This is a genomic window from Okibacterium sp. HSC-33S16, from assembly GCF_024171565.1.
GTDB lineage: Bacteria > Actinomycetota > Actinomycetes > Actinomycetales > Microbacteriaceae > Mycetocola_A.
Map to the genome: position 1 here is coordinate 513,122 of NZ_JALJZZ010000002.1, position 19,337 is coordinate 532,458.

A 19,337-nucleotide genomic window follows, 5' to 3' on the forward strand; every position below is an offset into this window, starting at 1 on the left:
TCGATGGGTGACCCGGTGGCGGATGCGACGAAGCAGCCGTCGGTCGACGTGCCTGCGGGTGGTGCCTCGGATGGGACTGTGCCGATCCGTCGGCGACCTTCTCAGGGTGGCGGTGCACCGTCCGTTCTGAGTCGCGTTGCGAATACCGTAGTGCGCGTCGTCAGCTGGACCGTGCTCATCGTCTGCGGGCTTCTGATTGTTGGATTTGTTCTCGTTCCGCGTCTCACCGGCTCGACGCCGTACACGGTGCTGACCGGATCGATGCGACCGACGATGCCGCCGGGAACCACAGTGGTCGTGAAGCCACTGGCCTTCTCCGACATCCGGGTTGGTGATGTCATCACCTACCAGCTCCGTTCGGGGGAGCCCGAGGTGGTCACGCACCGCGTGATCGGCATCAACATCACCGGTGACGGCGTACGACTCGAAACCCAGGGTGACGCAAACCCCATTCCCGACGAGAAGCTCGTACGCGAAGAACAGGTTCGCGGCAAAGCGTGGTACTGGCTACCCGTGATCGGGTACGTCACGAACGGTGTGACCAGCGACACCCGCACCTGGCTCGCGCAAGGACTTGGCGTCGCGCTCATCGGCTATGCGGTTGTGACGGTGTTTCTTGCCGTCGTGCGTCGCAAGAGCGGCTCTCGGGACTCCGAGAACGCTGCTGTTGACGGTGATACAGGAACGACGGCTGCCAGCGGAGATAGCGTGCCTGTAAAAAAGAAACCGATCTCAACGGAGCAGGCACTCACCCGTCGAGCGTTGCGACGCACGGGCGCCCCCGATCCGAGCGAAGCTCCGCCGAAATAGCCCGACTTCCGTCATCCGAGTGCCAGCCCGACGTGCAGGCGTTGTTGGCCCGCGTGAGAGATATTGACGTTCAGGCGGCCGGTTCCCGATGCGCACGGGCACGCTGCTCAATACGACGTGGTCGCGCTCTCATTGCTGTGATTGCGCAGATCTTGCGGATAACCTGAGCTTTGCTGAAAGAACTATCGCAACCTTACGGATGTGTTCTGGGTGTTCTTGATTGTCGCCGGGGAATATGGCTCTTGTTGGAAGCGAAAGCGGAAAACCCCATAGACTCCGGCCGCCTCTCGGCTGCCAGGCCCCAGAAGGAAGTACGCCGTGAAGAAGTTCAACATGAAGAAGACCACCGCTGCCGCGGTCGCCGCTGCCGTGGGTGCAGTTCTGCTCCTCGGAGGTGCGGGAACTCTCGCGTACTGGTCCGACACTACCCAGAGCGAAACCACCGCGATCTCTTCGGGTCAGCTTGACCTCCAAGCGGTACAGCCCGGAACGTGGACGGTGACCAACGGTGCGAGCGTCGACGTTCCTTTGACAGGCGACGCTGTTCCCGGCGATATTCTGACGTCGAAATTCAATGTGCCGGTGACGCTCGAGGGCCAGAACATGCAGGCCGATCTCACTGTCACGCCAAGCGTTCCGACCATTACTCCCGTTGCGGGAACGACGACTGTCGATGGGGCAGTCCTTGCCCAGTACATGCAGCTGAAGCTCGAGGGTTTTGACGCCAACCAGAAGTCGACGGGAGTCACCAGCGGGCCGCTTACGGCGACGACACTCTCGAAGATCACGCCTTCTACGGTTACTGTCAAGGTGAGCGTGACGGTTGCGTTCCCCTTTGATACAGACTTCAAGCAGGACGCGATGAACCGCACTCTGCAGGCCATTACGATGAACTACTCACTCGTTCAGGTTCGGAAGGCCTAGAACTCTTTATTTACGGCCCGGTCGTGTCCCGACACGACCGGGCTTGACCTCTTGAGACACCGGTTCAAACGGGCACCGCAGATCACGGAAGGAAGAGCGCGACATGAAGAAGTCCACCCGCTCTCTTCTTGGTGCTTCTTCGGCAGCCCTTCTCGGGGTGATTCTCCTTCTCGGCGGTACGGGCACTCTCGCATCCTGGACGAGCAACACGACGAGTTCCACCCAGCAGATTCAGTCCGGCACGCTACAGCTGGGATCGACCGACAAGATCAGTCTCACGGGTGCCACGATCCTGCACTGCACTTCCGTCTGCCCTCTGAACGCGCCCGCTGAAGCGTATACCGGGCAAGTCCTTGTTCCCGGCGATGTCATAACGGCGACCATGTCGATTCCCGTCACTCTGACCGGGCAGAACATGAAGGCCAACTTCTCGGTCAGCCCTCGCAAGGCGGCTGGAACGGCAGATGCCTCTGGGGTGGTCATCGCCACAGACGCCGATACCGCTCTCGCTACGGCGCTGCAAATGTCGGTCACCCAGATCGACGGTCAGAAACTCAAATCCGCCCCCGACACCACGCAGTCGATCGGAATGGGCGTCAGAACTACTCCGGTCGTCGTCACTCTGGAAATCAAATTCCCCTGGGGAGAGCCCGGTCAGTTCAACAAAGCGATGGGCGGGACAGTCGGTCTGACGGCCGTGTACTCGCTCACACAGGTCGCGGGTTAGCCGCCGTCGCAGCCTTGTAACCCAGAGCTACCGCACGGTTGATCTCCCTCCGATAAGGCCGTTCGGCTGCGGCCACGATCATGGGCGGCGCCGGCCATGTCTTCGTGGCTGTAAGCTCGCATCACGCTTCACATAAGTGACGCGAGTGGAGCCCATGATGGCGTGCATGGCACCGCTCAGGCAATCTCATGACGTCCAGTGTGGGGTGCCGACATCCATGGGTAAACGAGTCAAATTGGCTGACTGGTCTATGACCGTGGCCGGGACCGCTCTCGCAGTCCTCACAATTGTGGTCGTCGTTGTTGCCTCACCGACCCCAGCTTCTGCTGAACATCGCGAGCGCACACTTCATATGACACGGGTCGACGGGGCTCCGATTGGTGCATTGTTCGACGACTGGGTCATGGTACCGGGTGACAAGGCCAGTACGACGGTCGTCGCCAATCGGACAGGTGGCGGAGTTTCTTCGCTCGCCATCACGCTCGGAAACGGGAACACCCGGGCCGCGAGTGCGGCAGCGCTGCCAATCGAGGAGAACCTGCTGATCACAGCAGAAGTGAACGGACTTGTGTTTCGGTCCTCTGCAGCGTCACTCATGCAAGGCGATGCCGTTTTCGACCTGGGTCGCAGTACCGATCCTGCCGTCCCGATCGACGTCACATTCGAGCTTCCCTTCGAGTCAGGAAACAACACCCAACAGCAACCGTTCGATCTATCGTTGGTCGTCACAGCCGCTGATGTACCGACATCAGCGGACTCCCGGATTCGGGAGACGACGCTTCCGCTCCTTCCGGGAACCGGAGCATCCGTTCGCGACATCCTTATCGCCGCAGGTGCTCTTACCATGTCTGGGCTCCTCCTTCTGGGGGGTAGGCAAAAACGGCGTGAACGGCAGAACGCGAGCTAAGGTTTAGGGAGCGTGACAGGGGGTCACGTGCCACACCGTAACCGACGGCTTGAGTCGCTCGATGTGCTTGCCAGGGAACAGCCGAAATATGTCAGACCGCTCCATCCGCACCGCCGTAGTCATTGAGGACGATGCCGACATTCGTGGACTCATTGAAACGGTTCTCCGCCAGGGCGGCTTCACAGTCACTTCGACGGCCGACGGGGCTGAGGGAGTCGAACTCGTTCGAACTCTGGCACCGACGATTGTGACCCTCGACGTCGGGCTCATCGACATCGACGGCCTCGAAGTGGCACGCCGTATCCGTTTGTTCAGCGATTGCTACATCGTCATGGTCACCGCGCAGGGGGACGAGGCGGATCTCCTCTTCGGGCTCGAATCCGGCGCTGATGATTACGTCATCAAACCCTTCCGGCCGCGGGAACTGCGAGCTCGGGTTGAGGCCATGATGCGCCGGCCGCGCGCGTCTGCCGTCCCCCAAGCAGCGGAAGCTGCTGTTCTCGTTCCCGCACAGGCCTCCGGTGTGGGAGCAGTCGCTACGCAGATAGCACCGACCCTCGCGACCGGCCCGGGTGCGTCCGCCGACGACAGCGGTGAACTGATTTTTCGCCACAACGGGCTCACCTTGAACGCCGACACTCGCACCGTTGAATTGGGCGACGTCGAGCTGGACCTCACCCGCACTGAGTTCGACCTCCTCCAGTCGCTGTTGAGCAGTAAACGCCGGGTTCGCTCCAAAGCGGATCTGGTGCGCGACCTCCGTGACGAGGATTACGTCGCCAACGACTATGTCAGCGAGTCGGAAGAACGAGCGATCGAAGTTCACTTCGCGAATTTGCGCCGGAAGTTGTCTGACGACCCGAAGCATCCGCTCTGGGTGGAAACGGTTCGTGGCGTCGGCTACCGGCTACCGCCGGCTCGCGACGGTGAACGCTCATAACTCGCCGCTGATCGAAGCGCAACCGCGGCGGGGCTTGGGCCCTACGGTCGGCGGGCTTTGAGCGCCATCAGTGACTCAGCCCCCACAGCCCGCAACGTTTGCACACGGCCGAGAGCCGCAGGGAAATCTCCTGTACGCACCATGTGCTCGAGCTCGCAAGCGAGCGAAGTGAGTTGGCTCGTTCCGATCATCTGGCTCGACACCTTGAGGCTGAGAACAGCTGTCAATGCTCCATCGTGATCCCGGGCAGTGACACGCTCATCGATTCGCACCAACCGGGTGGGCCATTGGGAGACAAAGGCACAGACGAATCCCGTGACGGCGTCCCGATCGTCGTCGAGCGACTCCAGCAGATTTAGAAGTGCGGTGTCATCAACGAGAGGGAGACGCCCGGCGAGGAAATCGGGGAGGTCATTCGGGGGAAACCTCACCATCTACCAATCTCTACTGCGCCGGGCATCCGCCCGTGTGTGGCGGTCTAGGGAACCGCATCTCAGACAGTTTCGGGTGACTGCCTGTAAGTACTTTGACCCGTGAAGATCAGGATTAGCTGGCGCCCATGGTCAAGTTTTGAGCAAGATTTGATCGTTCAATGAAGATACGGGCAGGTCTTGCCGTCGCTGGCATTCTCAGCGTGAGGTCACTTGTGAAAAGCGCCGAATCGCCAACGGAACAAAGATGAGCAAAATCACGATGACGCCGATCAGCACGGCGAGCGCCGGGTTCTGCTGGACCCAGCTGTCACCAACCGGCGTGCCCGTCGGCACGTTGCCGAACAACTCACGCGCAGCCTGCACGAGCGACGTCACAGGGTTCCACTCCGCAAACGCTCGCAGCGGTCCGGGCAGGCTTTCGGCCGGAACGAACGCATTGGAGATAAAAGTCAGCGGAAATAGGACGAGGAACGACACATTGTTGATGACCTCGGGACTCCGCACCGTCATACCGAGAAACGCCATCACCCAGGAGAGCGCGTAGGCGAAGAGTAGGAGAAGAGCGACCGCGGCGACCGCTTCAAGGAAGCTCGAGTGGATGCGCCAACCCACGATGAACCCGGTAACCATCATCACTACCATCGAGATGCTGTTGATGAGTAGGTCACCATTAGTGCGCCCGATGAGCACGGCCGATGGGCTCATGGGCAGGGTGCGGAACCGGTCGATGATGCCGTCCTTGAGGTCCTGGGCCATGGCCGAACCCGAGTACGTCGACCCGAACACCACGGTCTGCGCGAAGATGCCGGCCATGATGAACTCGGCATAGGTGCTTCCCGGAATGTCGATCACTCCGGCATAGACGTAGGTAAAGAGCAACACAAACATGATCGGTTGCAGCGTCGTGAAGACGAGGATGTCGGGAACGCGCTTGATCTTGATCAGGTTGCGCCTGGTCGTGATCCAACCGTCATTGAACCACCCAGCCAAAGCGCCAGGGGAGTGCGGTGTATCCACCCCGGAGGGCTTCGCCGGCGACGCGCTCGTTTCGGTCATGTTGTCTTCCCCGCCGTCGTGCGCCCGCCGGTAGCCGCTTCGTCCGTCTCGGGCTCCTCGGTTGCAGCATGCCCGGTGAGTCGGAGGAAGACGTCGTCGAGGGTGGGGCGGCGCATGCCGGCGTCAAACAGCGCAACCTCGCGAACGCTCAGTTCGGCGAGCACGAGCTGCAGAGCTTCCGGTCCGCTCTCCACGCTGACGGTCACCGTGCGCGAGTCATTCGAGACCGCGGGCTCAGCCGTGCCGAAACGCCGAAGGATCTCGACGGTATCGCTCACGTCTGCGGCGGTCACGAGGTTGAGTTCGACCCGTTGGCCGCCCACTGACGCCTTGAGCTCGTCTGCCGTGCCCTTGGCGATGACCTTGCCGGTGTCGATGACACTGATGTCGTCGGCCAGTTGGTCGGCTTCCTCGAGGTATTGCGTGGTCAGCAACACGGTGGTGCCTCCGTCGACCAACGACCGGATGATGTCCCACATGCCCAAGCGGCTGCGTGGGTCCAGGCCGGTTGTCGGCTCGTCGAGGAAGAGTACGCTCGGTCGCGTCACCAGGGCACCGGCGAGGTCAATGCGTCGACGCATGCCGCCGGAGAACCCCTTCACCGGGCGGTTCTGTGCCTCGGAGAGCTCGAACAGGTCGATGAGTTCACGGGCCCGAGCCCGTGACGCTTTCGCGCCCAGGTGGTAGAGCCGACCGACCATATCGAGGTTCTCGAAACCGGTGAGGTTCTCGTCGACGGCAGCGTACTGCCCGGATACGCCGATGATCGGGCGAATGGCCTCCGGCCGTGTGAGAACGTCGATGCCGCCGATCGTTGCGGTGCCGCTGTCGGGCACGATGAGGGTCGTGAGCACTTTGACGGCCGTGGTCTTCCCGGCTCCGTTCGGCCCCAGGATGGCCGTGATGGTGCCCTCGGGCACATCGAGATCCAACCCGTCCAGCGCGTGGACCGGGTTGGCGCCCTTCGGCGTGTAGGTCTTCCGGAGATCGCGAGCTTCGATGAAACTCATCGTCCGAAGATACCGCTCGCTGGGCGCTTCGAAAAGGGGCCCGTCATACTCGACAGCCCCGACCTAAACGACACTGAAGCCCTCGGGCAGTTGCTCCCGTCCGGTGAGCGCCATGAGCACCTGCTCGCCGTCGCCCTTGCGGGCCGCGATCCCGGCGGCCAGCGACGCGCTCTCCTCGATCAGGTCAGCGGCGAAGTGCGCCTCCTGCCCGGTCGCTCGAGCAATATCGATCGAGTGAACGACGAGTTCAAAGACCCGGGTCTTGAGATATTCAGCAAGAGGGATGCCCATGCCGCCTAAGGAAACGAGCCGCGTGGCATCCGCTTTCGTAATGAGATCGAGCGCGCGCTGCCTGAGCTTTTCGATCGACGCCACCGGGTCATCGCCCAAGGCAATGCCGGCCTCGACACCGCGCTGGGCGATGGCCTCCGGGTTGGTGTAGACGAGGTAAATCTGGCCGTAGTAGTCGCCGGCGGTCTCCATATCGACCTGCCGGGCCGGATCGAGTTCGAGGTAGTCGCAGACCGTGATGAGAGCTCGGGCGGTATGCCCGACGAGCGATCGAACGCTCCAGACGCCGAGTCCGTGGGTCTCCCAGGTGTCGGGTTTAATACCCCGGACCACCTCGATGAACGCGTCGGCGGCCTTCGAGAACTTCTCCGCTGTAGCCATGGTTCATGCTTGCACGAACTGCTGCCAGACTGAAGAGCATGGCACAGCTCGAGAACCCCACTCCTCTGTTTTGGCTCGGTTCCTATACAGCGGATGCCGGCAGGTCCGGCGACGGAATCAGCGCACTGCGCCAGGAAGAATCGGGCACGCTGAAACCGGTGTCGCATTCGCAACTCGACTCGCCGTCGTTCGTTGCCACACACCCGACCCTGCCGGTCGTCTACGCGGCGCTCGAGACCTCGGGGCGGGTTGAAGCTCTGGCTCGCCGCGGTGAGTCCGGGCTGGTTCCGCTCGGGCAACCGCTCGATGCCGGCGAGTCGGTGTGCCAGCTCACCGTGACGCCGGACGGCTCAGCGCTTATCGCGAGTTGCTACGGCGATGGCCAGGTGCTGCTCTACGCCCTCACCGCCAACGGCTCGTTTGCGTCGGACGGTGTGCCCGCCGCCGCGTCGGTTGATCCATATGGTGACCCGCTCGCCGCGCGCGCCGCCGAGCTGGACGGCACCGACTTCGGCGATGACCCGTTTGCCGAGCTCGCACTTCGGAAGGTCGTCGATGACGCCGCCGAGGACCGCCAGTCTCGCGCGCACGCGTCGCTCGTGCTGCCAGACGGACGCATCGCCACCACGGACCTCGGTCACGACAGTGTGCGGATCTGGCGTCGCGCCGGAACCCGGATGGTGCTCGCCCAACAGATCGTTCTGCCGTTCGGGGTTGGGCCTCGTCACCTCGTCGGGCACCCGTCAGGACACATCCACGTCGTGACCGAATACTCCAATGAAGTCTTCACGCTCGGCCGAGGCGACGATGGCAACTGGCGCGTCGTTGCATCCGTTGTGGCGACGGCAGATTCGATCGAGGACGGCGACAACGCCTCCGAGATCAGCCTGGCTGCCTCTCGCGAGCAGCTGCACGTATCAATTCGCGGGACGAATCGGGTCTCGACGCTCGCCATCGGCGGGGACGGATCGACGCTGCGAGCTATCTCCGATGTGGAGTCCGGCGGCACATGGCCACGGCACCACGTCGAGTCGGGCCGGTTCCTGCACGTGGCGAACCAGCGCTCCAACGAGGTGTCGTCGTTCCTGCTCGACTCCCGCGGAATCCCCTCCAAGCTCCTCGGCTCGGTCGAGGCCGGGTCACCGACCTGCCTGGTGCGCGCCTGATGGTCGCGCGAATTCCCGAACCGGCGCCGCTCATCGGCAGTTTTATCCGGCTTGACCCGATGGTGCCGGACGACTATCCCGCCCTGTTCGAGGCGATTGGCCACCCCGAGGTGTTCGCCGGTGGATACGGCGGCGGCCCGGCCGGGCTGCCCGCCGATCTCGACGGCTTCGCCCGTTTTGCCGCATCGTACTTCGCACAGGACACCAACCAGAGCTTCACCATCCGCCTCATCGGCGGCGATGCGGATGGCACGATCGTCGGCACCTCGACCCTCGGCGACTTCGATGAGGCCAGCGAACACGCCCATATCGGCTGGACCGCGTACGACCCTCGGGTCTGGGGAACCGCCGTCAACGCTGAGGCCAAGTTGCTGCTGCTCGGACTCGCGTTCGACAGCGGCTTCGGCCGGGTGAAGATTCAGGCCGACGAACGCAACGAACGCTCCCGGGCCGCAATCGCCAAGATTGGTGCGACCTTCGAAGGGCTCATCCGACGCGACAAACGTCGTGCCGATGGAACCTGGCGAACCACGGCATTGTTCTCGGTGATCGTTGAGGAGTGGCCGACGGTACGCGCCGGTCTCCAGCAACGTATGGCCCGGTTCGACCCGCCGGTGGAGCTGCGTCCGACACGAGCGTGAACCCGGGCAGAAAGTCGCGGTTCGCTGTCCGATTTCCGCCGGTCAGCGCTCGCGGGCCAGAGTAGATTGTGGGGGTGTCTTCAGCCCCTCCCTCTGCTTCGGTCCAGTCGCCCGAAAGCTCGCCCGCCCTCTCAGCCGGTTCCCGCCGCATCACTCTTCAGTTCGTCGGAATGGGTCTCGTGTGGGGTGCCAGCTTCCTCTTCATGAAGGTGGCGCTCACCGGCGTTTCGTTCGGTCAGGTGGCGTGGACACGGATCCTGCTCGGCGCGCTCACCCTCGGCATCATCGCTCTCGCCACCCGGGCGAAGTTGCCGCGTAACCCGAAGATCTGGATGCACTTCTCCGTCATCGCCATCACCTACTGCGTGATCCCGTACTCACTGTTCGCCTGGTCTGAGCAGTACATCTCGTCGAGCCTCGCGTCGATCCTCAACGCGGTGACCCCGATCATGACCGCACTGATGGCGACGCTCCTGTTCCGAGTGGAGAAGCTCAGCGCAGGGCAGGTGTTCGGTATCGCCGTCGGCATCCTCGGCGTGATCATCATCGTCGCTCCGTGGCAGGCCGGGGCGCTCGTCGGCGACTGGCAGGGTCAGCTCGCGTGCATCGGCGCCGTGACCTCCTACGGCTTCAGCTTCGGGTACCTGCGCAAGTTCCTCACGCCGTACCAGGTGCCCTCCATCACTGCCGCGTTCATGTACATGGGTATCGCCGGGGTCATCATGTTGGTTCTCACGCCCGTGGTGGCGTGGCAGCCCGTCGACCTCGACATCTGGGTTGTGCTCAGCCTGGTCGGCCTCGGCGCGTTCGGAACAGGCATCGTCTACATCTGGAATATGAATGTGCTCGCCGCCTGGGGCCCGACTGCGACCTCAAGCGTCACCTACATCACCCCGGTCGTCGGCGTGATCCTCGGCGTTCTTCTGCTCTCCGAGTCACTCGGTTGGCACGAGCCGCTCGGCGCTGTCATCGTTTTCCTCGGCATCCTGCTCACCCAAAAACGCCTCCGGCTCCCGAAGCGTTCCGTTCCTCAGGTCTGAGGATCCGAGGAATACCTCGGGAGGATGACCCGAGTCAGCCTCAGGCACGATGTGCGGATGCCGGCGGGCGGCGAGTCTGGAAGCATGAACTTTTCGACGCCCTCATTTCCCACGAACCCCACCCCACCAACGACCGCATTTTCGGCACCGGCCATCCTCTCCGGCTCGGGCCTGGTGAAGACCTACGGGTCGAGCACCGCGCTCGCCGGGGTGGACATCGCGGTTCGCGCTGGCGAGTCCGTCGCCATCATGGGTGCGTCCGGATCGGGAAAAACGACGCTGCTGCACACCCTCGCTGGTATCACGTCGCCGGACTCCGGCCGGGTCGAGTTCCAATCGGCAGCCGGCGCTGTCGACGTCACCGCGATGAACGAGCGTGACCGTTCGCGCCTGCGCCGTGAAGCGTTCGGCTTCGTTTTCCAGCAGGGCCTCCTGATCCCCGAGCTCACCGCCATCGAGAACACCGCGCTACCGCTGATGCTCGCCGGCTACCCCCGTCGCGAAGCGGAGGGCCGCGCACAGCACTGGCTTGCCGCGCTCGGCCTCGCCGGCATGGAAGCCCGCCGCATCGGTGAGCTGTCCGGGGGACAGGCGCAACGTGTCGCCATCGCCCGAGCACAGGTCACCGGTGCAACGGTCGTTTTCGCCGACGAACCCACCGGGGCGCTCGACTCCGCCACCAGCGATGACGTGATGAGCGCGCTGCTCGGATCCACCGTCGGCCAGGGCCACGCCCTGATCGTCGTCACCCACGACGAAACCGTTGCCGCCCGCTGCTCCCGCATCATCCGCCTCCGCGATGGTCGAACCGACGCGACCGCCGGTGTCGCAGCTGGTTCGACCGGAACCGGAGTGTCAGCATGACCGCGACATCAACGGTGACGCCACCCATGGCATCCGCTGTACGAATCTCCGGCCGTGCGCCGATAGCGCGCCTCACCTGGCTGCTGGCGCGACCGAGCGCGCAGAGCGCCGCGGTTCTTGTGCTCCCCGCTATCGCGTTTGCGGTGACGACCGCCCTCATGCTCATCGTGCTCGGCGGTGCGCTCATGTTCTGGCGCTGGACGCCCGACGAAACCCCGGATTCGGGGGTCTACCAGATGCTCAGCGTTCTCGCGCTTGCCCTGCTGCTCGTTCCGCTTGCCAGCCTCGGCGGTGCTGCGGCCCGGCTGTCCGCCCGCCGGCGTGACGATCGCCTGGCCACGCTCCGTCTGCTGGGAGCAACCCCGAGCGTCGTCACTCGCATGACGGTTCTCGAATCGACTGCTGTTGCTGTTCTGGGCTCGCTCGTGGGAGTTGTGCTGTATCTCGCCGCGATGCCGCTGGTGGGACTCATTCCGTTCGCCGGCGCCCCGATTGGCGGCGGTGAGCTCTGGGTCGGCTTCGGGGTGCTTGCGCTCGTGATTCTGGCGGTGGCCGCCCTCGCTGCACTGAGCGCGGCGATCGGTCTGCGCCAGGTCACGATCTCACCCCTCGGCGTGCGCACCCGACAGTCGGCACCGAAGATGCACTGGATGCGGATCGTGCTCGGTGTGCTGATCATTGCAGTCGCATTCGGCGGGCTCAGCGCGTTCCCGACGATCGGTGATTACGTCGTGATGATCGCCATCCTGGGCACGGCATTCGCCGTCGGTGTCGCGGTGCTCAACCTCATTGGGCCGTGGGCGATCAGCGTTGCCGCGAAGATGTCGCTGCGCCGCGCCTCGACGCCCGCGAAACTTCTCGCGGCCCGCGGCATCCTCGAATCGCCGAAGGCCGCATGGCGACAGGTGTCCGGGGTCGCCATGACGAGCTTTGTGTCGGTTGTCGCCGGCACCGGCATCGCCTTCGTGAACACCCTCACCGGAGACTACGAAGCCGACACGTTCCTGCTGCTCGCCGACGTGCAGACCGGCATCACCATCACGGTGGTCGCGTCCTTCCTCATGGTGGCCTGCTCGGTCGGAGTGAACCAGGCCGCTGGCATCCTCGATCGCCGCGACCTGTATGTCAGCCTTGATCGGCTCGGTATGCCCCGTGAGGTGATCGAGAAGTCCCGCTCCCGCACGGTCATGAGCCCGCTCCGTTTCGTCACTCTCGGCTCAGCCCTCATCGGAGCGGTTCTCGTTCTCCCCCTCGTAGGGATCTCGATTGTCGTCGCACCGCTCTCGATTGTCACGATCGCGGGCTGCCTCGTCGGCGGGGTGCTCCTGGTCTGGCTCTCGCTCAAGGCGACCACCCCGGTGCTCACCCGGGTGCTCAGCCAGCCCGAGCGGCTCTAGAGCCGGGGCTGCCCCGTGCCGTACGGGTTCGGCACGGGGCAGCACCGTCGGTCGGCACGATAGATTGAGTTCATGGTCGACACCGAAGCAACAGCAGAGCTCCTCAGTTTGAGGTCCACCATCGACAACATCGATGCGGCACTCATCCACATGCTCGCCGAACGCTTCAAGGCCACCCAGCAGGTCGGCCGGCTCAAGGCCGAACACGACCTTCCCGCCGCTGATCCCGAGCGTGAGAAGCGCCAGATCGCAAGGCTTCGAGCCCTCGCCGAAGACGCCCACCTCGATCCGGCCTTCGCCGAGAAGTGGTTCAACTTCGTCGTCGCCGAGGTCATCCATCACCACGAGCAGATCGCCGCCGGCGAGCGATGACCTGGAATCCGGCCGACCTGCCGCTGCAACCCGGCCGCGTCGCTGCCGTGTCCGGCGCAAACGCCGGAATCGGTTTCTGGACCGCATACGCTCTCGCTGGCACCGGAGCATCCGTTCAGTTGCTTGCGCGAAATCCAGAGCGAGCGGATGCCGCGATGCGTGCCATTCGTGCGCACGTCCCTTCCGCAGACCTCACGGTGGTGCCGCTCGATGTGGCCGACCTCGCGTCCGTGCGTGAGGCCGGTTCTCGGCTGGCTGACCTGCCGCGGCTCGACGTTCTCGTCAACAACGCCGGGATTGTTCACGCGCCCAAGCGGCGGGACCAGACCGCCGATGGGCTCGAGCTGGTCACAGGCACCAACTTTTTCGGAGCCTTCGCGCTCACCGCCGCGGCGCTGCCCGCGCTTGAGCGCACGCCAGGGTCACGGGTCGTCTCGCTCGGGAGCCTTGCCACCCTGCTCGTTCGGCTCAACACCGACGACCTGCAGCAGGAGCGCGGGCGCTATTCGGGCTGGACCGCATACGCCTCGTCGAAGGTCATGCTTTCGTCGTTCGGGTTCGAACTCGACCGCAGGCTGGTCGCGCGGGGGAGCGTGACCCGCTCGCTTGTCGCGCACCCGGGCTACTCGATCTCGGGGCGCACCCGCACCGTCCCCGGAGTAAACGAGCCCTCGCGCCTCGACCGGTTCGTCGACATCCTGCAGACGCCGTTCACCCAGAGCAAGGAACGCGGGGCCGAGCCCGTTGTGCGGGCCGCGATCGACCCGGCCGCTGAGGGTGGCACGTTTTATGGGCCGAAGTATCTGGTGAAGGGCGAGTCCGTCGAGCTGAAGCCGGCTCAGGCGACGCGGGACCCTCGAGTTGCCGCCGCCGTATGGGCCGAGGCCGAGGTGGCCACCGGGGTGCAGTTGCTCTAGCGAGCTCGTGCGCGCCTCACGCTCTCGCCTGGTGCCGCTCCTCGCCTACAGTGGGCTCTCGCGCCGGCGCACGGAAAAAGCGGCGGCAGACGGTTGCGACTGGTGTTGTTTTCCGTTTCTCGGCGCCTTTTCCTTCTGTGGCTCGCTGCCGAACTGCCACACTGGTCGGATGGACTTCTGTTCAGCGATCCGAGACGCAGAGTTAGCGCTGCTGTCTTCGCCGGTACGCCGGAGCCCGGAACAAGTGCGAGCGATGCTCCACCCAGATTTCGTTGAGATCGGCCGCTCAGGACGACGATGGACTCGCGATGAAATCGTAGCTGCGCTGGCAGCGGCCGCCGACGGTGAGACGCCCGCAGTCGATGAGTGGGAATTCGTCGAGATATCGGGGGACCTCACGCTCGCCACGTACCTACTCCGAGGCGAAGATGGAACGAGTCGTCACTCCTCGTTGTGGGATACCTCTTCTGGTTCACTCGTGATGCGATTCCATCAGGGGACCGTCGTCCCCTCGCAGTAACGCAGAATCGCACGGGCCGGGAGGTGAATGTCCCGGCAACCGTGCGATTCGTTTGCCTTGCCGCCGTTAGGCCAGACGCGGCACCAGTTGGCGCGCGGTCACCGTTCGTGACCGAACCACCGCAAGGCACGTGACCACGAAGGCGCCGAGCGTCCAGAAAATGAGACCCGCGACTGCCGCCGCAATTCCGCCTCCGCTGGTCACAATGGCGCGGAAGCCGTCGAGTGCCGGCTGCAACGGGGTGACCCCCACTGCGGTATCCAGCGCGGCAGGAGCCGTCGCGATGATGCTCGTGCCGATCAGCACGAGGGCGACGACCATCGAAACGAAACGGCCTGCTCCGCCGAAGAACGCGTTGAGCGCCTGGTTCGTCGAAGCGAAGGCGATGGCAGCGAGGGCGGAGACTCCCGCGAAGGCGAACCAGTCGCCCGTGTCGAGCTTCATCAGCGGTTGCAGGACCGCAGCAACCATCACACCTTGCACGATGCCGACGAGCGCACCGGGTAACCACGCCTTGAATGCGAGCACCGTCGACGGGCGGGTCGAACCGAGCGCGCGGAGCGGCCGGGCACGCAGCACGAGGAAGCTCGCGAACGCGCCGAGCCACAGTGCGAGGGCCGCGAAGAACGGGACACCCGTCGTGCCAAACGAGAGACCGGTGCCGCTACCCTCGGCGACCACCGGAGTGGCGACGACGTCGGCAAGAGTCTCGCGTTCGGATTCGGTGTAGCTCGGGAGAGCGTCCGTTGCCTCGCCCAGCCCGGAGGCCAGACCATCGACGCCACCGGCAACGCCGGTCACGCCCTCGGAGATGCCGGTTGTTCCGGTAGCCAGATCCGCAGCGCCGGTCGCGAGTTCCTGTGCGCCCGAGCTGAGCGTCGCGCCCGAGGTGGAGAGCTGCGATGCGCCGGAGGCGATGGTTCCGATTCCCGAGGTGAGCGCGGGGAGACCGCCGGCGAGTTGGGACGCGCCGGATGCAAGCCCGTTTGCGCCGTCGACAAGCTGTTGGGTCCCGTTCGGGTTCTGAGCAGCGGCCTTCTGTGCCTCGGCGGCCCAGGTCAGAATCTCGACGCAGTAGGTCGCTGACAGGGGGTTGATGGCGCATTCCTCTGCGACCCGGCCCAGGAGGGCGCCCTGTGTGGTGACCGAATCGGCCAGGGTCTGGACGCCGGCAGCGAGGCCGGCGGCACCATCAGCGAGCTGACGGGTTTGCGCGGGCAGGGCGGCCGTCTGCTGCTGCAGCGTCGTCAGACCCGTCGAAAGCTGGGTGACGCCCCGCGTGTACTCGGTGACGCCCGAAGCGAAGGTCGAGACGCCACCGGAGAACTCGGTGGTTCCCGACGCGAGCTGCGAGGCGCCGTCGGCGAGGGTGTTGGCACCGGTCGCGAGTTCCTGCGCGCCATCGGCCGCTGTGCCCAGTTGCTCCCCGAGCGTGTTGAATCCGACGTAGATGTTCTCGAGGTACGTCGTGGTCAGTTGGTTGCCCACGAGGCTGGCCGCGGTCGAGGTGATGACCGTGCTGATGGCGTCGTCGACGAGGCGGCTCTTGTCGCTCGTGTTGACCTCGATGGTGGCCTTCTCAGCGTCAGCCGCGTCACCCGAGAACGAGGTCGCCGCCGCCGAGAAGTTCTCGGGAATGGTGACAACCGCGGTGAACCGACCTGAGTCGAGCCCGTCTGTCGCGTCCTCCTCGTCGGTCAGCACCCAGTTGTAGTTGGTGTCGGAGAGATCGGCACCGGCCGCACTCGCCGAGGTTGAAGCCGAGTCGCTCGTGCCGCCACCGACGAGCCCGGCGGCGAGCTGGCGCCCGAGCGGAACGGTCTGCCCATCGAGCTCAACCGGCTCGTCGAGGTTGACGATGGCCGCGTTCACGGTGTCGAGTCGCTCCTGCGGATTCCAGAACGCCCAGACGAGCACTCCGGCGACCACGAGCGGGACGAGGAGAATGCCGAGGACCGAACGCCAGGTAATGCGACCGGTGGCCCGGGAGGCCTGGAAACGTGCGAGTGGCGTGCTCATGCGGATACCTCTGCTTCGTGCTCGAGTTCTGAGTGTGTCAAGTCGAGTCGAACCGCACTCTCGACGCCAGGGACGGCGTCGGCAACGGTCTCGGGCGACGCGGTACCGACCGCGATCGCCAGGGTGGAGTCGCGTCGTTCAGCGGCACTTCGGGCCGAAACGAGCGCGTCGAAAATGTTGCGGCGAGTGACGGCATCCGTCACCTGGTCGATTCCGTCGAGGGCAATCAGGCGCGGCTTCTCGCGCAGCGCTTCGGTGAGATCGTGCACCGGGTCGGCCGCCTCGCTGAGCGAGACGAAGGCGACACGTGAGCGAACGGATGCCGCCCGCACGCTGGCCAGGTACCCAGCGACCTTGAGGCGACCGGTGTCTGCGGCCATGCGTCCGGACAGCGTGAGCAGCAACGCGGTTGCGCTGGCACCGCGATCGGCTGACACCACGAGGGTGCCGTCCGGCGGGAGCGAGAACGACACGTTCTCGTAGAGCCTGCTGGATGCGGCGTCGAGGGTGAGCCCCTCAGCGGTTGCGATGTCGGTGGAGTCGGGGGACGGCCAGTTGCGTAGCTCGATCTCCTTGGCAACACCCTCACCCTCAACGTCGAACGACGGGAGGATGCGGTCGAGCCACTTCGGTATCCACCAGGCCTTGTCGCCGAGCAGTGCGAGGACGGCGGGCACGAGCGTCATGCGCACAATGAACGCGTCGACGAAGACGCCGACCGCGAGGCCGAGTGCGATGGGTTTGATGTTGGTGTCACCCTCGGGCACAAAGGCTGCGAACACCGCGAACATGATGATGGCCGCGGCCGTGACGACCTTCGCCGAACCGATGAAGCCGGTGGTGACCGACTCCCTGGCCTTGCCGGAGTGGACGAAGTCTTCTCGCATGCGGGCGACGAGGAACACTTCGTAGTCCATGGCGAGACCGAACAGAACACCCATCAGGATGATCGGCATGAAGCTGATCACCGGCCCCTCGCGGGTGACGTTGAGGGCGTCGGCGAACCAGCCGTGCTCGAACACCAGGGCGACAACACCGAATGCGGCGCAGACGCTGAGGAGGTAACCGAGCGTGGCCTTGATGGGCACCCAGATCGACCGGAACACCATGGTGAGCAGCACGAGGGAGAGCCCGACCACGATGATGCCGAACGGCAGCAGTGCTCCGCCGAGCTTGTCGGAGACATCGATGCCGACGGCCGTGAAGCCCGTGACGGAGAGGTCAACGTCGTATTCGTCGAGGAAGTAGTCGTGCATCGAGCGGATTTCGGCGACGAGCTCCTTCGTCTCCACGGAGTCAGGGCCGCCGGTCGGGATGACCTGCACGATGCCCGTGTCTGCCGTCTCGTTCGGGGTGGCCAGCGGCACGGCTTCGACGCCGTCGAGCTTCTCGATCTCACTCTTGAGGTCGGCCATGAGCCCCAGCGGGTCGGTCGAGGTGACGATGCTGCCCGTGACGATGAGCGGCCCATTGAAGCCCTCACCGAAGTTGTCGGAGATGAGGTCGTATGTCACGCGCGCCGGCTCGTCTTCGGGCAGCCCGCCCGCGTCGGGCAGCGCGAGGCGCAGACCGAGTGCCGGGGCCGAGACCACACCGAGAATCGCGATGACACCCAGAATCGTGACGATCGGGAAACGAGTCGCCGCCTTCACCCAGCCCGCGAAGAAGCGGTTGGGGCGGTGAGCGGATGCCACGGGGGCAGCGTGGCTTCCCGCCTCGGCGCCCTGTCCGTCGGCAGCCTCAGCGGCCGCGGCGTGCTGCGCCGCCCGAACCCGGCGGGCCGCCTTGGGGCGCAGCCGTTCGCCGGCGAAACCGAGGAACGCGGGGATGAGGGTAATCGAGATGACGACGGCCACGGCGACGCCGGCCGCGGCGGAGACACCCATGATGGTGAGGAACGGGATGCCGGCGACGCCGAGCCCGACCAGCGCAATGATGACGGTGAGCCCCGCGAAGATGACCGCGCTACCCGCGGTGGCGACTGCGCGGGCAGCGGATTCCTCGCCTTCCATCCCGTCTCTCAATTGTTCCTGATGTCTCGAGATGATGAAGAGGGCGTAGTCGATGCCGACCGCGAGGCCGAGCATGAGCGCGAGCATCGGGGTGGTCGACGTGATGGAGCCGAAAGCCGTCGCGATGAAGATGAACGCGATCGAGATTCCGACCCCGAGCAGGGCGGTCAGAAGCGGCATTCCGGCGGCCAGGAACGAGCCGAATGTGATGATAAGGACGACCAGGGCGACGCCAACACCGATCAGCTCGGTGACGGAGAGGGTGGGGAAGCCCGTGCTGAAAAGCTGGCCGCCCAATGCGGATTCGGAACCGTCGGGAAGTGCGCTTGCGAGGGCATCCGCTTCGTCCTTCAGGCCATCTTTGGTCGCCTCGGTGACCTCATACTGTGACCCCTCAAGCTGAATGCTAATGATCGCGGCGCGCTCGTTGTCGCTGATCGCGCCGTCAATGTTCTCGTCGAATGGCGAGACAGCATTGGCGACACCGGGGATGTCGTTGAGCGTGTCGACGGCATCGTCGATGACACTCTTCACGTCGTCATCGTTCACCGACTCGCCCTCGGGCGCGACGACGGCGAGTTGGGCGGACGCGCCACTCACCTGAGGGAAGGTGGTCGACAGCGAGTCGAGCGCCTTCTGCGACTCGGTGCCTGGGATGGAGATCGAGTTGTCGAGGCCCTGGTTGAAGAGGAGAGCGCCTCCGCCGACGAGGGCGAGAATGAGGATCCACGCGCCGACGACGACACCGCGCGCGCGAAATGCCCAACGGCCGAGTGAATAGAGCGGTGAGGACACGGGTCTCCTTGGAAAGGCAGGGTGTGTGGGCGAAAACGCGAACGAGATACACCGGCGTATCCAATACATGAATGTATCGAATACACTGGTGTATCGCAAAACTCTCTCAGTAAG

General features: G+C 64.5%; 19 protein-coding genes. 13 read left to right on the forward strand and 6 right to left on the reverse strand.

All coding sequences use genetic code 11. From position 1 onward, the window contains the following. Positions 1–3: 3 nt before the first annotated feature. The 5 genes from L1277_RS07605 to L1277_RS07625 all read left to right on the forward strand — a co-directional run bounded on the left by L1277_RS07605 (position 4) and on the right by L1277_RS07625 (position 4,308). The gene (locus L1277_RS07605) at positions 4–810 is read left to right on the forward strand and encodes a signal peptidase I (protein ID WP_253375749.1); all 807 of its coding nucleotides are present in this window, start codon (positions 4–6) and stop codon (positions 808–810) included. A gap of 318 nt (positions 811–1,128) precedes the next feature. Continuing rightward, positions 1,129–1,734 carry an alternate-type signal peptide domain-containing protein gene (locus L1277_RS07610; RefSeq protein ID WP_253375750.1) on the forward strand — a complete coding sequence of 202 codons (606 nt, stop codon included), beginning with the start codon at positions 1,129–1,131 and terminating at the stop codon, positions 1,732–1,734. A gap of 103 nt (positions 1,735–1,837) precedes the next feature. Further along, positions 1,838–2,461: an alternate-type signal peptide domain-containing protein gene (locus tag L1277_RS07615; protein WP_253375751.1), complete on the forward strand. Its 624-nt coding sequence runs from the start codon at positions 1,838–1,840 to the stop codon at positions 2,459–2,461. A 235-nt stretch (positions 2,462–2,696) separates the two neighbouring features. Next, positions 2,697–3,368: a hypothetical protein gene (locus L1277_RS07620; protein ID WP_253375752.1), complete on the forward strand. Its 672-nt coding sequence runs from the start codon at positions 2,697–2,699 to the stop codon at positions 3,366–3,368. An 88-nt stretch (positions 3,369–3,456) separates the two neighbouring features. Further along, positions 3,457–4,308 (forward strand): response regulator transcription factor, encoded by an 852-nt coding sequence (locus tag L1277_RS07625; RefSeq protein ID WP_253375753.1) that lies wholly within the window; start codon positions 3,457–3,459, stop codon positions 4,306–4,308. A 41-nt stretch (positions 4,309–4,349) separates the two neighbouring features. Here the strand turns inward: L1277_RS07625 and L1277_RS07630 are convergent, their stop codons facing one another. The 4 genes from L1277_RS07630 to L1277_RS07645 form a co-directional block, all read right to left on the reverse strand. Next, positions 4,350–4,742, reverse strand: a complete 393-nt coding sequence (locus tag L1277_RS07630; protein WP_253375754.1) for an Hpt domain-containing protein — start codon at positions 4,740–4,742, stop codon at positions 4,350–4,352. A 195-nt stretch (positions 4,743–4,937) separates the two neighbouring features. After that, a complete protein-coding gene (locus tag L1277_RS07635) occupies positions 4,938–5,798 on the reverse strand; it encodes an ABC transporter permease (protein ID WP_253375755.1) in 861 nt (286 codons plus the stop codon). Continuing rightward, entirely contained in the window at positions 5,795–6,808 is a 1,014-nt protein-coding gene (locus tag L1277_RS07640) for an ATP-binding cassette domain-containing protein (RefSeq protein ID WP_253375756.1), read from the reverse strand. Before L1277_RS07640 ends, L1277_RS07635 begins: the two co-directional genes overlap by 4 nt. Before the next feature lie 63 nt (positions 6,809–6,871). Beyond that, positions 6,872–7,480, reverse strand: coding sequence for a maleylpyruvate isomerase N-terminal domain-containing protein (locus L1277_RS07645; protein WP_253375757.1), 609 nt, complete (start codon positions 7,478–7,480; stop codon positions 6,872–6,874). Between the two features lie 38 nt (positions 7,481–7,518). Here L1277_RS07645 and L1277_RS07650 point away from each other — a divergent pair, with 38 nt between their 5' ends. From L1277_RS07650 to L1277_RS15840, 8 genes are all read left to right on the forward strand, one after another. Then, positions 7,519–8,646: a beta-propeller fold lactonase family protein gene (locus L1277_RS07650; protein ID WP_253375758.1), complete on the forward strand. Its 1,128-nt coding sequence runs from the start codon at positions 7,519–7,521 to the stop codon at positions 8,644–8,646. Beyond that, positions 8,646–9,287, forward strand: a complete 642-nt coding sequence (locus tag L1277_RS07655) for a GNAT family N-acetyltransferase (RefSeq protein WP_253375759.1) — start codon at positions 8,646–8,648, stop codon at positions 9,285–9,287. Before L1277_RS07650 ends, L1277_RS07655 begins: the two co-directional genes overlap by 1 nt. A gap of 74 nt (positions 9,288–9,361) precedes the next feature. Further along, positions 9,362–10,327, forward strand: a complete 966-nt coding sequence (locus tag L1277_RS07660; protein WP_308215082.1) for a DMT family transporter — start codon at positions 9,362–9,364, stop codon at positions 10,325–10,327. Positions 10,328–10,411: 84 nt separating this feature from the next. After that, complete coding sequence (locus L1277_RS07665) at positions 10,412–11,191, forward strand: ABC transporter ATP-binding protein (RefSeq protein WP_253375760.1); 780 nt, start codon at positions 10,412–10,414, stop codon at positions 11,189–11,191. Beyond that, positions 11,188–12,588, forward strand: a complete 1,401-nt coding sequence (locus L1277_RS07670; protein ID WP_253375761.1) for an FtsX-like permease family protein — start codon at positions 11,188–11,190, stop codon at positions 12,586–12,588. Before L1277_RS07665 ends, L1277_RS07670 begins: the two co-directional genes overlap by 4 nt. Positions 12,589–12,660: 72 nt before the next feature. Further along, positions 12,661–12,960 (forward strand): chorismate mutase, encoded by a 300-nt coding sequence (locus L1277_RS07675; protein WP_253375762.1) that lies wholly within the window; start codon positions 12,661–12,663, stop codon positions 12,958–12,960. Then, a complete protein-coding gene (locus tag L1277_RS07680) occupies positions 12,957–13,877 on the forward strand; it encodes an SDR family NAD(P)-dependent oxidoreductase (RefSeq protein ID WP_253375763.1) in 921 nt (306 codons plus the stop codon). The genes L1277_RS07675 and L1277_RS07680 overlap by 4 nt, the downstream gene beginning before the upstream one ends. Positions 13,878–14,046: 169 nt before the next feature. After that, a complete protein-coding gene (locus L1277_RS15840; RefSeq protein WP_374110183.1) occupies positions 14,047–14,397 on the forward strand; it encodes a DUF4440 domain-containing protein in 351 nt (116 codons plus the stop codon). Between the two features lie 66 nt (positions 14,398–14,463). Here the strand turns inward: L1277_RS15840 and L1277_RS07685 are convergent, their stop codons facing one another. Further along, positions 14,464–16,416: an ABC transporter permease gene (locus L1277_RS07685; RefSeq protein WP_253375764.1), complete on the reverse strand. Its 1,953-nt coding sequence runs from the start codon at positions 16,414–16,416 to the stop codon at positions 14,464–14,466. Further along, on the reverse strand, positions 16,413–19,223 hold the full coding sequence (locus L1277_RS07690; protein ID WP_253375765.1) for an MMPL family transporter: 2,811 nt from the start codon (positions 19,221–19,223) through the stop codon (positions 16,413–16,415). The genes L1277_RS07685 and L1277_RS07690 overlap by 4 nt, the downstream gene beginning before the upstream one ends. Between the last annotated feature and the right edge of the window lie 114 nt (positions 19,224–19,337).

What these genes read in the sequence shown, in the direction of transcription:
- L1277_RS07605 (WP_253375749.1), top strand. Translation starts at nt 4, where the DNA reads ATGGGTGACCCGGTGGCGGATGCGACGAAGCAGCCGTCGGTCGACGTG.
- L1277_RS07615 (WP_253375751.1), top strand. Translation starts at nt 1,838, where the DNA reads ATGAAGAAGTCCACCCGCTCTCTTCTTGGTGCTTCTTCGGCAGCCCTT.
- L1277_RS07625 (WP_253375753.1), top strand. Translation starts at nt 3,457, where the DNA reads ATGTCAGACCGCTCCATCCGCACCGCCGTAGTCATTGAGGACGATGCC.
- L1277_RS07630 (WP_253375754.1), bottom strand. Translation starts at nt 4,742, where the DNA reads ATGGTGAGGTTTCCCCCGAATGACCTCCCCGATTTCCTCGCCGGGCGT.
- L1277_RS07635 (WP_253375755.1), bottom strand. Translation starts at nt 5,798, where the DNA reads ATGACCGAAACGAGCGCGTCGCCGGCGAAGCCCTCCGGGGTGGATACA.
- L1277_RS07640 (WP_253375756.1), bottom strand. Translation starts at nt 6,808, where the DNA reads ATGAGTTTCATCGAAGCTCGCGATCTCCGGAAGACCTACACGCCGAAG.
- L1277_RS07645 (WP_253375757.1), bottom strand. Translation starts at nt 7,480, where the DNA reads ATGGCTACAGCGGAGAAGTTCTCGAAGGCCGCCGACGCGTTCATCGAG.
- L1277_RS07650 (WP_253375758.1), top strand. Translation starts at nt 7,519, where the DNA reads ATGGCACAGCTCGAGAACCCCACTCCTCTGTTTTGGCTCGGTTCCTAT.
- L1277_RS07655 (WP_253375759.1), top strand. Translation starts at nt 8,646, where the DNA reads ATGGTCGCGCGAATTCCCGAACCGGCGCCGCTCATCGGCAGTTTTATC.
- L1277_RS07665 (WP_253375760.1), top strand. Translation starts at nt 10,412, where the DNA reads ATGAACTTTTCGACGCCCTCATTTCCCACGAACCCCACCCCACCAACG.
- L1277_RS07670 (WP_253375761.1), top strand. Translation starts at nt 11,188, where the DNA reads ATGACCGCGACATCAACGGTGACGCCACCCATGGCATCCGCTGTACGA.
- L1277_RS07675 (WP_253375762.1), top strand. Translation starts at nt 12,661, where the DNA reads ATGGTCGACACCGAAGCAACAGCAGAGCTCCTCAGTTTGAGGTCCACC.
- L1277_RS07680 (WP_253375763.1), top strand. Translation starts at nt 12,957, where the DNA reads ATGACCTGGAATCCGGCCGACCTGCCGCTGCAACCCGGCCGCGTCGCT.
- L1277_RS15840 (WP_374110183.1), top strand. Translation starts at nt 14,047, where the DNA reads ATGGACTTCTGTTCAGCGATCCGAGACGCAGAGTTAGCGCTGCTGTCT.
- L1277_RS07685 (WP_253375764.1), bottom strand. Translation starts at nt 16,416, where the DNA reads ATGAGCACGCCACTCGCACGTTTCCAGGCCTCCCGGGCCACCGGTCGC.